The 15,343-nt window shown below is 33.7% G+C and carries 13 protein-coding genes; 9 read left to right on the top strand and 4 right to left on the bottom strand.

Annotated features, from left to right (window positions below; all coding sequences use genetic code 11):
- The first annotated feature begins 24 nt into the window (after positions 1-24).
- Both HGO49_RS00165 and trpS read left to right on the top strand, forming a co-directional pair.
- Positions 25-585, top strand: coding sequence for a nucleotide exchange factor GrpE (locus HGO49_RS00165; RefSeq protein WP_017531799.1), 561 nt, complete (start codon positions 25-27; stop codon positions 583-585).
- Positions 586-600: 15 nt separating this feature from the next.
- Positions 601-1,599, top strand: a complete 999-nt coding sequence (gene trpS / locus HGO49_RS00160) for a tryptophan--tRNA ligase (RefSeq protein ID WP_017531798.1) — start codon at positions 601-603, stop codon at positions 1,597-1,599.
- 7 nt (positions 1,600-1,606) lie between these two features.
- On the opposite strand, the gene HGO49_RS00155 is transcribed toward trpS, so the two are convergent.
- A complete protein-coding gene (locus HGO49_RS00155; RefSeq protein WP_017531797.1) occupies positions 1,607-2,974 on the bottom strand; it encodes a hypothetical protein in 1,368 nt (455 codons plus the stop codon).
- A gap of 198 nt (positions 2,975-3,172) precedes the next feature.
- On the opposite strand from HGO49_RS00155, the gene HGO49_RS00150 reads away from it, so the two are divergent.
- The gene (locus tag HGO49_RS00150; protein WP_157072266.1) at positions 3,173-3,415 is read left to right on the top strand and encodes a hypothetical protein; all 243 of its coding nucleotides are present in this window, start codon (positions 3,173-3,175) and stop codon (positions 3,413-3,415) included.
- Positions 3,416-3,721: 306 nt separating this feature from the next.
- On the opposite strand, the gene ykgO is transcribed toward HGO49_RS00150, so the two are convergent.
- Together ykgO and HGO49_RS00140 are read right to left on the bottom strand one after the other, a co-directional pair.
- Positions 3,722-3,850 (bottom strand): type B 50S ribosomal protein L36, encoded by a 129-nt coding sequence (gene ykgO, locus HGO49_RS00145; RefSeq protein ID WP_006015378.1) that lies wholly within the window; start codon positions 3,848-3,850, stop codon positions 3,722-3,724.
- Positions 3,851-3,919: 69 nt separating this feature from the next.
- Complete coding sequence (locus HGO49_RS00140; RefSeq protein WP_017531757.1) at positions 3,920-4,735, bottom strand: pyruvate, water dikinase regulatory protein; 816 nt, start codon at positions 4,733-4,735, stop codon at positions 3,920-3,922.
- 142 nt (positions 4,736-4,877) lie between these two features.
- Between HGO49_RS00140 and ccmC the strand changes: the two genes are divergently transcribed.
- The 4 genes from ccmC to guaA all read left to right on the top strand — a co-directional run bounded on the left by ccmC (position 4,878) and on the right by guaA (position 10,849).
- Positions 4,878-5,588 (top strand): heme ABC transporter permease CcmC, encoded by a 711-nt coding sequence (gene ccmC / locus HGO49_RS00135; protein WP_026092595.1) that lies wholly within the window; start codon positions 4,878-4,880, stop codon positions 5,586-5,588.
- A 387-nt stretch (positions 5,589-5,975) separates the two neighbouring features.
- On the top strand, positions 5,976-7,019 hold the full coding sequence (locus HGO49_RS00130; RefSeq protein ID WP_017531759.1) for a hypothetical protein: 1,044 nt from the start codon (positions 5,976-5,978) through the stop codon (positions 7,017-7,019).
- Between the two features lie 579 nt (positions 7,020-7,598).
- The gene (locus HGO49_RS00125) at positions 7,599-9,059 is read left to right on the top strand and encodes a type II secretion system protein GspD (RefSeq protein ID WP_017531760.1); all 1,461 of its coding nucleotides are present in this window, start codon (positions 7,599-7,601) and stop codon (positions 9,057-9,059) included.
- A 227-nt stretch (positions 9,060-9,286) separates the two neighbouring features.
- Positions 9,287-10,849, top strand: a complete 1,563-nt coding sequence (gene guaA, locus HGO49_RS00120) for a glutamine-hydrolyzing GMP synthase (RefSeq protein ID WP_017531761.1) — start codon at positions 9,287-9,289, stop codon at positions 10,847-10,849.
- Positions 10,850-11,069: 220 nt separating this feature from the next.
- Here guaA and HGO49_RS00115 read toward each other — a convergent pair whose 3' ends face one another.
- Entirely contained in the window at positions 11,070-11,762 is a 693-nt protein-coding gene (locus HGO49_RS00115; protein ID WP_026092596.1) for a TerC family protein, read from the bottom strand.
- Positions 11,763-12,043: 281 nt separating this feature from the next.
- On the opposite strand from HGO49_RS00115, the gene HGO49_RS00110 reads away from it, so the two are divergent.
- Together HGO49_RS00110 and lepA are read left to right on the top strand one after the other, a co-directional pair.
- Positions 12,044-13,420, top strand: coding sequence for a malonyl-CoA decarboxylase (locus HGO49_RS00110; RefSeq protein WP_017531763.1), 1,377 nt, complete (start codon positions 12,044-12,046; stop codon positions 13,418-13,420).
- A 75-nt stretch (positions 13,421-13,495) separates the two neighbouring features.
- On the top strand, positions 13,496-15,292 hold the full coding sequence (gene lepA / locus HGO49_RS00105) for a translation elongation factor 4 (RefSeq protein ID WP_017531764.1): 1,797 nt from the start codon (positions 13,496-13,498) through the stop codon (positions 15,290-15,292).
- Positions 15,293-15,343 lie beyond the last annotated feature (51 nt).

The following is a 15,343-nucleotide window of genomic DNA, read 5'->3' as shown; positions in this document are numbered from 1 at the left end:
ATTAAGTTTGTAAGGGTGAATGATATGTCAGATAGTAATAAAGAGAAAAAAAAGAAATTTGCAGATATGGTCAGTAAACGAAAAGGGGATGACCAAGAAGATCAGCAAATAGGTGATTTAAGTGAAGAGCTTAATATATTAAAAGAACGTGCAGTTCAGCTTGAAGATCATTTACGTCGCGCTGTTGCGGATAATGAAAACGTTAAACGTATAATGCAAAAGCAAATTAGCGATGCAAGTGATTATGCAGTCACAAAATTTGCACGTGATATGATCGACTCTTGTGATAATTTAAAAAAAGCAATGGAAAACTTGAAAGATGATGATCCTATTCATGAAGGAATAAAAGTGGCGCACCAAAAGATTGTGAGTGATCTAAAAAAACATGGAATAGAAGAAATAGATCCAATTGGTAACTCTTTTGACAGCAATTTACATCAAGCTGTTGTGGAAAGAGAAGATAATGAAAAAGAGCCTGGCACTATTGTAGAAGTACTACAAACTGGTTATACCATTAAAAATAGGTTGCTTCGTCCTGCAATGGTTATTCTTTCTAAAAAATCTGCTGATTGCGAAAGTAACTAATAAAACACTCAAGGTATGGCAGAAGTTGTCTTCTCAGGTATTCAGCCAAGTGGAGTATTACATTTGGGCAATTATCTTGGTGCAATTAAGCAGTGGATAGGCTTGCAAGATAAATATAAATCTCTTTTTTGTGTTGTTGATCTGCATGCAATCACAGCAAATAAGCTTCCCGCAAATGAATTAAAAAATAATATTTTCAAAGCAGCAGCAACTTATATTGCATGTGGAGTAGATCCAGAAAAGTCCATTATTTTCAATCAATCCGCAGTTAGTGGTCATGCAGAATTGGGCTGGCTGCTGGGGTGCTATACACCAATTGGTTGGCTTAATCGTATGACTCAATTTAAAGATAAGGCTGGCAGCGATAAACAAAAAGCTTCTCTTGGGTTATATAGCTACCCGGTACTTATGGCTGCGGATATATTGCTGTATCAAACTAAATATGTTCCTGTTGGCGATGATCAAAAACAGCATTTAGAACTTGCACGTGATATTGCATCAGCTTTTAACAATCATTATAAATGTAGTCATTTCATCATACCGGAAATCTTAACTTTGGATTGTACATCAAGAATAATGAGCTTAAGAGATGGAGCAAGCAAGATGAGCAAATCTGATTCTTCAGAATACTCATGCATTAACCTTGACGATACAGATGACTTGATTGTCAAGAAAATAGAAAAAGCAAAAACAGATTCAATTCTAGGCTTTGATTTTGCTACTTTAAAGTGCCGTCCAGAAGTAAACAATTTGGTAAACATTTATTCAGTGCTTAGTGATTTAAATGTGGAAAAAGTGTGTGAAGAAGTGAATAAACATGATATGAAACACTTTAAAAAAGAGTTAGCTGGCTTAATCATCAGTGTTATATCACCCATACGTGAGAAGTTGAACGGTCTTTTGAAGGATCAGCTCCATTTACATAAAATATTAAAAGAAGGTACAGAAAAAGCAGCAGAGATTGCAAATAACAATATAAAAAAGATCAAGGATATTATAGGGTTTGTTCAATAGGTTACAACTATTTCTTCCCATGGCTTTCAAATCGTGCAGCTATTTTCTTTACACTAACATGAGTGAGAAGAGGTTTTTTACTAACCGGAAGTTTAGAATCGGACTTTGCTGTTATGGGGTTCATTTTAGATCTTTTATTTCCTACCGGAAATGAGTGAGATTGGGAGGCAGTTTCTTGCGATGGTGCAGGATCTTTCTTCATACCGATATCTGCTTGTGTTGCAGGGGTGGCTTTGCTCTTAGCAACTTGATTTTGCTCAAATTTTCCTACTATTGACTTTACTCTACCGTCCTTCTTGCTATTTACTTTTTCTTTTATAATAACCGCTTTTACTTCTGATGCTGCTTTATCAGCAGATTTTTTCAGGATTGGTTTATTTTCAGCTGATTTTTGCGAAGTCACTTCTACTATTATTGGTTTCGTGCTCACTTGTTGATCAACAATATCTAGCCTTTTAGAATTTGACAGTATTTCAGATTTATCTTCTTTAGTTTCTTGCCTAATTTCTTGATTGGTAGCGTTTAGCGCTGGTGGCTCTGGAGCTTGTCTCTTTTTATATCCTCTTCTTGTTCCTGCATTTTTCTTAGGTTTCGTTTTGTGAGTTGACTCCTTTTTAGCTAACTTTGAGTCTTCCGAATCTTTTGTTGAAGATTTACTACTTTTCTCTTGATAATTTGATAGTTCCTCATGTCCAGACTCTTCACTTAATGAACTTTCATAGCCTGAATCTTCAGGAGATACATTCTCTATTTCTGGTTTAAAGTGTACCTTTTTTGAGGCAGTAGGAGGTGGCGGAGGTGCTGTTGTTGGCCGTTTTATTTGCTTTATGCGATTACTAGCAGATTCTTTTTTTGGCTGCTCTTCTTTCTTTTGCTTTGGTGTTGTTCTGCTTTCCAAGTTTACTTCATGCGGTTTATGTTCCTCCTGGCTTTTTTTGCTCTGCTTTGAGTCTAAAAATTTTTTCAAAGTATTAAGTTTTTCATAGCCTAATACATTAATTCCTTTCAAAATGATTGTATATTCGGCTGCTTTTTCTATAGTGAAACCTGATAATTCATCACCAACAAAATTTTTTATGTCATTATCCTTAGTTGGAATATCTTTTCCCAAGACTCTATCTAATATCCCTTTTAATGTTCCAACAAAACCTAGTGGCTTTGTATTCAACGGTTCCACATAATTATTCAAGTCAGTATATATAACAAACTTGGCTATATCTTTTGCCTTGCTTGTAAAAGCCTTAAGAGCTTGAGATAAATCTTTCAGTGTTTCATCATATTGTTCATTAATTTTTTTTGTATCCTTCAGCTTTATGACTCTTATCAAAGAATTGAGATTTTTATCATAATTGTCACTTTTAAATAGATCACTCATACCAATTACTGTTTATCGTTTACTTAAATATAAATTCAAAGTATTAAGACCGAGTAAATATTATATGACTTATCCTCTGACTCATAAACGCTTGCACTCCTAGGTTCTGTAAACAAAATGTGCTGTGAGAAAATAAAGTAAAGAAAAAGTAGGAGAAATAAGAAAAAAGAGACCGTGAATAATATAGAGAAACTCCCAATGGAATATTACATAGAAAAAAGAAAATGGGAACAAACTTTTGAATTCTTAAAGGGAGTCAAAGGAATACACAGCAAAAATGAGAAGAAGTTGAGAATATTTATGGAAGCGGTTTGCGGAGTGGCTGTCAGTGGCGTCTTTTGCCAGAAATTTACAGCAATTAGAGGAGTATACATAGGAGGTTTAAAAAGTGGTGTGAAAAGGAAGTTTTGGCAAAATATATGCAACAAAATCCAGATTTAGAAGTTGCGGTAATCGATGGAACGATAGTTCGAGCTCATGCTTGCTCTGCCTGATACAAAAAGGATTCCAAAGCTCTTAGGAAGGAATAAAGCTACTAAAATTCATGCACTTGTTGACGCACGTAATTAATTTCTTTTTTTAAGTTAATTAATGTTAACAAGCCACGTCTGCCTGTAATCATGTTAATACCAAAATATAATGTAAGAGAAGAAATGAGCAGGGCTATGGTTAAATACAACAATTTTTATTTCTTTCTAACCATGATCCCATATGAAAAACATATGAAATAAAAAGGCAAGCAAAAAGCTAAGAACCTTGACGCGCTTTACATCTTGGCTTCACCTTATTTATAATATAAACTTTACCACCCCTTTTCACAACTTTACAATTTTTATCTCTGTTACGATGAGATTTTAGTGACCCTTTAACTTTCATATCTATAGTAAGAATAGAATTACCTTACATTATGATCACTGACAGAGAGTTAGTCAATTGATAAATTTTTCACATTTTATTAAAACATTGTATAATTGTTGCTGATACTTCTTCGATCGACCTTTGCGTAACATCAATAATTGGCCAGTTATTTTGCTTAAAGAACTCCTCTGCTTCTTTAATTTCCTTTTCTACTTTTTCAGAATCAGCATATATATTATTATCTTTGTTATTAATTGAAGTAAGTCTGTTTTTGCGTATTTCTACTAGTCTACTTGGGTTGATTGTTACTCCTATAGTCAGTTTATTTTTTAATTTTGCTAAGTCGATATAAAAGGGTACCTCACTAATAAAAGGAACATTCGCAACCTTGTAGCCTCTATAAGCTAAATACATACTAGTGGGAGATTTTGATGTGCGTGAAACTCCAACCAAAATTATATCTGCTTTATCGATTTGAATACCTTGTCCATCATCGTGATTGATGGTATAGTTTATTGCCTCAATACGCTGAAAATACTCGTTATTTATTTCAGTATACAGGTCAAGTTTTTCATCCTTTTCAATTTCAAGATAGGATGAGATTTCTCTAATAATATGTGATAGTATTGCTCGATATGGAATTTTTAACTTGATACAATTATCTTTTAGATATTTTCTGAGCCCATCATCAGTAATAGTGCATATAACAAAGTTATGCTCATCACTTTTTCTCTCAATTTCCTCCAGAATTTTATCGATCTGCTCTTCTCCTTTTACAAAAGACCAAACATATTCGATCGTTTCTACAGAACGAAAGTGTTTTAGAGCTGATTTTGCAACTGATATAACAGTTTCACCACTTGAATCTGACACTAAGTGTAGGTTAAGCTTTTTAAGGGTCATCAACGTTATACTAAAAATAATAGCAAGCAATCTGCTACTGAAATTGTGCTAATTTATTATACTACGTAAATATAGAAAAACTATCTTGTTGATAAAACTCAAACTAATTGATAAATTCTTAACACAATTATTCTCAAAACAAATGTTTTTATTAAAGCCTACAAATTTCACTTCTTTTACTAAAAAAGCTCTACCTTGGCTTGGGGTTATTTGTTTCGCATGTTTTTTAATTGGAATGTTCTTGGCATTATTCTTCTCCCCAGGAGATTATAAACAAGGAGAAATCGTACGAATTATGTATCTTCATGTGCCTTCTGCATGGCTTGCTCTTGGAATATACGGACTCATTGCATCACTCAGTTTCATTTCGTTGGTATGGAACAATAGTGTTGCTAGTGTCTTAGCACATGCCGCTGCTCCTGCAGGGACAGTCTTTTCGGCAATATGTTTAATCACAGGTAGCATCTGGGGAAAAGGAACATGGGGTACTTGGTGGGTATGGGATGCAAGGCTTACTTCAATGCTGATTTTGTTTTTTCTGTATGTTGGTTATTTTTCATTGTGGAGCGCTTTTGATAATCAAGCAAGAGCAGAGAAATCATCAGCAGTATTTGCCATTTTTAGTGCTATAAATATTCCCATAGTAAAATTTTCTGTGAATTTATGGTCTACTCTTCATCAGCCAGCAAGTATTTTTAGAAAAGGTGGAGTAGCAATAGAAGGTTCTTTACTGCTGCCACTCATTGCAATGTTTATATTTTGTACCACACTTTTTTTAGTAGTGTGGATACTTAATGCCCTTCATTTAATTAATTTGCAGAAGATAAAGAGAGAAATCAGCATGCGATATTAGGTATATAGTTCCAGAGTGTAATGTTGTGAACAGCGACGGAAATTAAAATGTAGAGCAATCATCCATTAGCAAGTTCCAGAACTAATTACGTATAAACCACACTTCAAGATTATAGTGATTAATCACATGCAAGTAGAAAAATCATGATTCTCTAGTGAATAAAGATGTGCTCTATGTAAAGCTAGTGAAGATAAGATAGAAATTGAAAGAAAATCTAATTATTGGTTATTATGCTATATTTGTAATGCAAGTTATTAAATTTTTAATTACTTTAGCTTATAATAATTTCTGAGTTAACCTGAGATTTCTTGAACTGTGGTTTCTTTATATTCAGGTAGATACTTATACTTTTATGTAATTCCAGTTTTGACTGTAGAGGAGGTTCCTATGTCAAAAAACACCTATAGTGACCAAATTAATAATAGTTATTTATATAACAACAAACATTTTTATGGTAAAGAGGATATAGATGAGATGACTGAGGGTGAAACTACGACTGAGAAGCGATTTACAAATCCAGTTCCAATAGTAATAGAAGCTTTTGAACTCGCAGAAAAGGAACTTACGAAATGCGCAGAGGAGGTTAAGCGAGCAAAAGCAGAGACTGAGTGGTATAAAAAAATAGCTGAAGAATGTAAAAAAGAAAGTGGTACGGGCGAACCTGTTACCGATGAAGGAGAGAATGAAAATGGAGAAATTACATCTCGAAAAGTAACCTCAGATTGTTCCAAGTATGAAAATTGTGGGCCGTATTCTCATTTTTATAAAGTTGATAATAAGATAGGTTGTCAAGGTTTTAGTGCATCTGATTTACTAAAGGAATTATATCCTGAGATGTACAGCAATTCTAAAATTGCAAAATATATAGAAGAGGGAGCAAATGGTAATTATGGTGCAGTAAATTTTAAATTTGCCTTTACAGAGGATCTTAATTCAATATCCTGGCTTGGTAATATAGAATGTGAAAAATGTGTGGATGATCAAAGAGAGTCAGCGTGTCAAGAAGAAGAGATTAAGAGTTTCTGCTACCCGAACGTTTACCGTAGTAATCCAGAATTCAACAAGAGCTTTTTTTCCAGAGGAGCATGTCCTAATCTCTTTAAAGAGTCCAGTGAAACAAGTGTTGTAAAAGCAAAACAAGTTGCACCATTGATACTTGTTAATACCTTAGGACAAATGATAGATAAAGAAGGTAATAACACTAAAGTATACTATGATGCATTGAAGCGTTATCTAAATGATGATGGTAAAATCAAGGATTGTGGAGACAATCAAAAGTGTAAGGATTATATTCCAATTATGGAGAAAGTTGCATGGAATAGTGATAAGGAAGTACTATTAAAAACTGCTGTTAATAATACGCAAGAAGCAAATCGTTACTATTATGGAAATGAGGATAATTCTACTTCCGTTGAATTTGGTTCTATATAAGGCTGAATTTGTCTAATTTTTTCTACACTAGACACAATTTAGTCGTATCTGAACAAATACATAACCTATATAAAGAGGACGTAGGTACCATCTGTCCTTTTAAGGCATTTATGTCAATGATATGCGTAATCCATGATTTTAAACATGATGATCCTCCTAAGTAATACAAAAAAACTCAGAAAAATGTATATAGCTATGATAGAAGTTATCTATACATAAATACAATATACTTTAACTAGAGATTATAAATTAATGAAGTTGAAAAATCTGCAGACAAAGATAGATTTGGAGCTCTAGAATATCTTCACTATCAAAATAACAAAGCTGTCAAAATTTGTCAAGTAATTTTTATCGCAACTGTACAAACATTGCACAGGACAAATTTAAAATGCTGTAAAATGGTGTCTGTTCAGATGCATGTGAAACCAGTGCTTCTTTTCATCCCACTTCCATGCGGCTAAACCCTTTTCACAATCCCCTATCTATCATTTCTTAAACCACTCCCCTGAACGGATACAATTAAATACATTTTTAACATTTTTATAGAAAACTATTAGTATAGATTTATATGCTGCCCTCATGGCTATTTTAAAATGTTTAATACTCCTTTTCATTATTTCTTGTACACATCTACCTAACAAGCAACATTCTGTTAATATAGACAATTATAAGCACGATTATTCGTTGCAACAATATAATACTCCTTTGAAGAATAACGAACCAGCAATACCAGAAATGATACCTTTACCGGTAGAGTTTCCCGATCTTACAACCAGTAATCAGTTTCTTTCGATTAATGTTGATGAAAAAGTACCAGTAAAGGATTTACTGATTGAGATAGGAAAACTTTCTGACGTTAACTTAGACATAGATCCCAAAATATCAGGTAATATTACTTTAAAGCTAAAAGATAAGAACATAAACGAAGTAATTCAGAATATAGCCAACAGCGCCAAATTGCGTTACTCAATGAATAATGGTGTAATTAGAATTGAACAAGATTTGCCATATGCACAAAATTATTACGTAGACTTCATCAATATTCAACACTCTGCGCAAAGGAGTTTTATCATTGGTAACAATATTACCGACAGTGATGGTGATAGAAACTATATGAAATCTCAATATAGTAGTGATTTATGGAATTCATTAGAAAAAGGCTTAAATGCAATAATGGATGTTAACGGAGTAGATGATGGTGAGTTTCTTTCATCCAACAGAGAAGCTGGTGTCATTATTCTAAATGCTAGAAAAGATATTCACAAAGCTGTTGAAGAATATATTAATAAAGTTAAGAAATTGGTGTCTTCTCAAGTAATGATCGAGGCCAAAATAGTTGAAGTTTTATTAGACGATAAATACCTTTCTGGTATCAACTTAAATGATTTGCATAATGAAACCAAATCTATAACAAATCAAGGTAACTCTATTATTGACCTAGCAATTAACTCTAGTGTGAGTGATTTAGGAGATTTAGTAAAAAATTTAGGCAAATTTGGCACTTCAACCGTAATTTCAAGCCCTAGAGTACATGCTATAAATAATCAGCAAGCAATGATTTCATTTACTAAAAACCATATCTATTTTACTTCCGATATACAGAAAAATACCAAAAATTCTAATCATGCATTAATTACCAAGATGAATAGCACTCCAATAGGTGTGGTGTTAATAATCCACCCAAGCATTAACATTGATACTAATGAAATATTCATGGATATACACCCAACCTTATCAAGAATTAACGATTACACTAAAGACCCAAATATAGAATATGTCGCACAGCAGAATAAAATGAAATTAAATAGTGACATTCCAATTATTGAAACCAGAGAAATGCACTCTACGTTAAAAATTAAGAGCGGCGAAGTTATGGTAATTGGTGGGCTTATAGAGCATAGAAAAGATAACCAAAACTTATTGCATCAAAAGTCAAAAAAACTGGCTAAGACAGTAGAAACCGTCATCTTCCTGAAAGCAACAATCGTACCAACACTTGGTTTATTAGATATAAAAGATAGGAATTTATATATATATTAAACGTATCCGTTCAGGCAATGGTATCAACTTAAGGAAAGATGTTGGGGTTGCTATTATGATAAGAAGAGAGTATCAGAATGATAATTAAGACAGCTTAATCATAAATCTGTTGCGGTAAATTTAAGTTACTTTAGTCATGCATTAAAGTTTTTAAACAGGTCTTAGTTTACTTACTTTATTGTTTTCTTTATTATCAAATATTGCTTTAAATAATATGGAGGAGCACATTGTCAGCAATTGCCGTTATTGATTTTGGTTCACAGTTTACACAGCTTATTGCAAGACAAATCAGGGAAATGGGCGTTTACTGTGAAATATTTCCAAGCAATATCGATTTCGAAACAGTATCAAAATTCAATGGATTTATTTTTTCTGGAGGACCGCAATCTGTAAATGACAATTGCTCTGAAGTAAGTGAAGTAGCACATAAAATTATAAAACTTAACGAAACAATAAACACTCCTATACTTGGAATATGTTATGGACAGCAACTCATTTGTCATTATTTCGGGGCAAAGGTAAGAAAAGAATTCAATCAGGAATTTGGCAAAACTAAAATCAAGATACTAAAAGAATCCCCAATTATAAAGGATACTTGGGACGTTAATTCCGAAGTCGATGTGCTAATGAACCATGCAGACAGTGTCGAAACTATACCGCAAGGATTTACTGCTATTGCCTCAGGTATAATAAATCAAACAATCGCAATAATTGCCAACGAACAGCGGAAGATTTACTGTACTCAGTTCCATCCTGAAGTTAAGCCTACGACAAATGGTAGTAAACTTCTCTCTAATTTCTTAGATATTGCAAATTGTGAGAGAGATTGGACAATGAAGTCATTCATTGAAAAACAGAAGGAAAAAATTCAAAACTTAGTAGGGGAGAAAAAAGTAATTGCTGCAGTAAGTGGGGGGGTTGATTCAAGTGTTGCAGCAGTTCTTACACACAAAGCTATAGGAAAACAATTAAACTGTATTTTTATCGATACTGGGTTATTGCGTAAGAGCCAGACCACTGCTATGTTAAAAGAAATTCCAATAAATTACGTTGATAAATCAAACTTGTTTTTAAGTAGGTTAAAGGGAATAACTGATCCGGAAGAAAAGCGAAAAATTATCGGCAATACTTTTATCGAAGTATTTGAAGAAGAGGCAAAAAAAATAGGTGATGTGGATTTTTTAATGCAAGGCACCATTTACTCTGATGTAGTTGAATCAGGTCACGCTTCAGGAAACACTAGTACAATTAAATCTCATCACAATGTTGGTGGGTTGCCAGAAAAAATGAATCTGAAACTAGTAGAACCTTTACGCTATCTCTTTAAAGATGAAGTAAGGCTGCTTGGCAAAGAAATTGGGCTTTCAGATGGGATAATATTTCAACATCCATTTCCTGGACCTGGACTTGCAGTGAGGATCATAGGTGAGGTTGATGAAGAAAAGGTACGAATATTGCAAGAAGTAGATGAAATATATATCAACACAATGAAAAATTATGATCTGTATGATAAAATATGGCAGGCTTTTGCTGTACTGTTACCAGTAAAAACTGTGGGAGTTATGGGAGATAATCGTACATACGGATATGTTTGCGCTTTAAGGGCTGTGACTTCATCTGATGGCATGACAGCTGATGCATTTCCATTTGAAAATAAAGATCAACATTCGTTAGTATTTTGGAGGTTTTTGCAAGACGTCAGTAGTATAGTTGTTAACAAAGTTTCCGGAGTAAATCGAGTTGTGTATGATTTAACTTCCAAGCCACCAGCAACTATTGAGTGGGAGTAGCAATAATTTCATTCCAGTTTCAGCTACTCGAATCACAGCAAAGAGGCTGCTTGCATAACTCAAATTTTAAGGAAAACTATTTAATGTCATTCCAGCGCGTGACGCTGGAATCCAGAAAAAAAGAACCAGTGTCAGCTACTCGGATGACATTGAAATGTTCGTACAGATGTTCGTCACACACCGAAATAAAAATTAGACTTTTGCCTTGTGCAAAATAATTTCAAGGCCGCATTGTCTTTATTTTGCTTATAGCTTCCACAAGCAATGCAAACATGAATGAAGAATACAAACATGCTTTTGGTAGTTCTATGTGAAGTCCTTCAAGTATTAGATATATACCAATGAGTAAAATAAATAGAATGGCAATTACTTTTAAGCTTGGGCTGGATTTTATTAACTGAGCGGTATAACTTGATGAAAATAGCATTGCTAATATGGAAAATGTAAATGCTATAGCAATAATTATCATATTATGAGTTAATGCTATAGCAGTTAATATTGAATCAACAGAAAAAACTAAATCTATTAATATAATTTGTAGCACAACTAAAAAACATTGTGATTTAACGTTTGCCTTTGTTTTGTTCTCCTTATGTACAAAAATTTCGCTCCACAACTCTATAGAACTTTTAACAATAAGGAATAACCCTCCTGCAATCATAAGTAAATCTTTTACTGAAATATCTAGTGATACAGAGTGAAATATAGGCTTTTGCATTGATAATATATGCGATGTAAAAAATAGTATTACAAAACGCATCAATAGTGCCAAGCCAAAACCTATAAGGCGGGCTCTTTCTCTCAGCAGATTTGGCACCTTATCTATTGCTAGAGAAATAAAGATTAAATTGTCTATACCAAGTATAGTTTCAAGTAGCGTAAGTATCAATAAAGTCCAAGCATCAGCTAGCATTTTCATTCCAAAGTCAGATTTTGTACTTTACAATAGATGTGTAAAAATTAAGTAACTTCGACTAGGTAATTAAAAAATCAGCCTTACCCGGAAAAGAAAGAGGCAAAAGGGCATTTTTATAATAAAAGTACTTTTGTAAGAGAAATAATGAAATTAAAAATCTAACTCTCTTTACGAAAATTTTAAATAGATTATAAAATAGTTGTACCATGAAAGTATATGCCTTCTTTGTAGACTAAGATTTTTCTTTAAATTAAGATAGATACACGATAAAAGGAAATATGATAAAAGAATCATTAGCAAAAACTGATATAATAAAAGTTGAAGATAAGAAAACAACAAAGGGCTTTTTTAAAATATTAGGTGAAGTAGCAGATGCTGTAAGGTCATGGGTTGGCAATATTGGCCCTGATTTAAGTAGTAGTCGCGATGTCGATAGTTTAGTCTTGAAGATGAACGAATGCTTAAACCCAAAGGGGGGTGAAGTCTCAGCACGTAAGAACACCGTATCTCTTGGTAATTTGTACTTGAGTTTATCAGAGGCAGGTCAAATAAAATTTTTACAAACCCTCGCAGAAAAGTTCAATCCGGATAAAACGAAAATAGATGAAGAAATAAAAGTATATAAGAAAAATCAAGATTCTGAGTCAAGCTATAAGTTTGAACAAGACTTAATAAAAGTCCTTGAATCTCCACGCTCTAAAATATTGAAGCAGTTTATCTCCTTACCGGAGGGCCTTAAGTTTATTGTTGATATGCGTTCTGATGTACTCAAGCTGAAGAATCAATATAAAAGTCTAAGTCCACTAGAAAACGAATTAAAAAGTATACTTTGTACTTTGGTTGATGTTGATCTACTTGATCTTCATCAAATCACCTGGGATTCACCTGCATCATTGTTGGAAAAACTTATAAAATATGAAGCTGTACATAAAATTTCCTCTTGGGGTGACTTAAAAAACAGACTAGATTCTGATCATCTCTGTTTTGCTTTCTTTCATTACAAAATACCAAATGAACCTTTAATTTTCGTAGAGGTTGCACTGATGAATGAGATTGCAGATAGTATTCAACACGTTTTGGACGAGTCAGTTCCTTCAAGTGACCCAAGCAGTGCAAGTACTGCTATATTCTATTCAATATCAAACACTCAAACTGGTTTATCTGGAATTAGCCTCGGTAACTTTTTAATAAAGAGAGTCGTAGAAAAACTATCGCAAGAATTTAAAAGCGTAAAAGTGTATGCAACTCTTTCTCCAGTTCCTGGATTTACAAAATGGCTAAAAAATCAAGACGTAGCTTTATTAGGTAAGCTTAATATAAAACAATCAGGTACAGAAATTTTAGAAAGCATAAAAACTAACATTGAATGCGAAAAACAGTCCCTACTGAAACTTTGTGCACATTATTTGCTAAAGGTTAAAAGCAGTGGTGGGGGTGCTTATGATCCAGTAGCACACTTTCATTTAAGCAATGGTGCATCAATCAAACAAATCAACTGGATGGCTGATACTTCTGAAAAAGGCATTAGTCAGTCAGTCGGAATAATGGTGAATTATTTGTACGAATTGCCTAAAATAGATAACAATCATGAAAATTACATGATTAATAAAGTGATTTCCTGCTCGAAAAAAGTGTCGTCTATGTTGAAGGAGTAAATAGTCTCTTAATAAAGGATTGCTCTCACAACACTTAAAATGTAAAATGGTTCTACTTAAATAAAATAGCCATAAATGAACAACATAAGAAATTTTGCAATAATAGCGCATATAGACCACGGTAAGTCAACGCTTGCTGACCGTTTAATAGAGGAATGTAACGGTCTTGAGACAAGGGAAATGACCAATCAGGTACTTGATTCAATGGATATAGAACGTGAACGTGGAATAACAATCAAAGCACAAACGGTAAGGCTCAATTATACTGCAAATGATGGTAATCAATATTGCCTCAACCTAATGGATACACCAGGTCATGTTGACTTTTCATATGAAGTCAGCCGAAGCTTAGCCGCATGTGAAGGTTCACTTTTAGTGGTAGATAGTAGCCAGGGCGTTGAAGCACAAACCCTTGCAAATGTATATAAAGCTATTGACAACAACCATGAAATAATAGTTGTACTTAATAAAGTCGATCTTCCTGCTGCAGATCCAGAAAGGATAAAGCTTCAGATTGAAGAGGTAATCGGAATTGATGCAACTGAGTCAATTTTGATATCGGCAAAAACTGGGCTTGGGATAAAGGATGTACTTGAAGCTATAGTGACAAAACTTCCCGCTCCTCAAGGTGATACAAATGCTCCACTGCAAGCAATTTTAGTTGATAGTTGGTATGATCCTTACCTAGGAGTAGTAATTTTAGTGCGAGTTAAAAATGGAGTACTAAAAAAAGGCATGAGAATCGTTATGATGTCTAATAATGCTACATATCAGGTCGATAATATCGGTATTTTCACTCCTAAAAAAGTTATGACTGGTGAACTTTCAGCAGGTGAAGTTGGTTTTATAACTGCTTCAATGAAAGAAGTAGCAGACTGCAAAGTAGGAGACACTATTACTGAAGAGAAAAGGCCGTGCAGTAAGGCATTACCTGGCTTTAAAGAAGTACATCCTGTAGTATTTTGCAGTATTTTTCCCAATAACACAGATGATTTTAAATATTTAAGGGAAGCACTAGAAAAATTACATTTAAATGATGCTAGTTTTACATTTGATGCTGAAACGTCAAATGCCCTAGGTTATGGATTTCGTTGCGGTTTCTTAGGAATGCTACATCTTGAAGTCATTCAAGAAAGACTCGAGAGAGAATTTGATTTAGATCTAACAGCAACTGCACCGAGTGTTATATATAAAGTTGCAATACAAAATGGTAAAGTTTTAAATATCCATAACCCAAGCGATATGCCAGACCCTACAAAAATTGAAATAGTGGAAGAACCGTGGATCACTGCAACTATAATGGTACCTGATCAATATTTAGGAGAGATTCTATCTCTGTGTGAAGAGAGGAGAGGAGAACAGCAGGATTTATCTTATGTTGGTAATACGACAACAGCACTACTGAAGTATAAATTACCGCTGTCTGAGGTTGTTTTTGATTTTTACGATAGACTAAAATCAATTTCCAAGGGATATGCAAGTTTAGATTGGGAAATATCCGATTACCAGGAAAGTCAGATAGATAAATTAAGTTTTTTAGTTAATGGAGAACCTGTGGATGCGTTAGCCTGCATTGTTCATAAAAGCAGGGCAGAAAAAAGAGGCCGTGAAATATGTGCACGTTTGAAAGACTTGATACCACGCCAGCAATATAAAATCGCGATTCAAGCGGCAGTAGGCGGAAAAATTATTGCTAGAGAAACGATTAACCCGTATAGAAAAGATGTAACAGCCAAGCTCTATGGTGGAGACGTCACACGAAGGATGAAGCTGCTTGAAAAGCAGAAGAAAGGTAAGAAAAGATTGCATTCTGTGGGAAACATAAACATCCCACAGAATGCTTTTATTGAGGCTTTGAAAATAAATGATTAATATATATATCCAAAAACATAAGTTTAAAGAACTAAGTGATATTTTCTCAAT

Origin of the sequence: Wolbachia endosymbiont of Diaphorina citri, assembly GCF_013096535.2 — a bacterium.
Lineage (GTDB): Bacteria > Pseudomonadota > Alphaproteobacteria > Rickettsiales > Anaplasmataceae > Wolbachia.
Note: the sequence above shows the minus strand (reverse complement) of the source record. Positions and strands in the feature narration are given on the sequence as shown.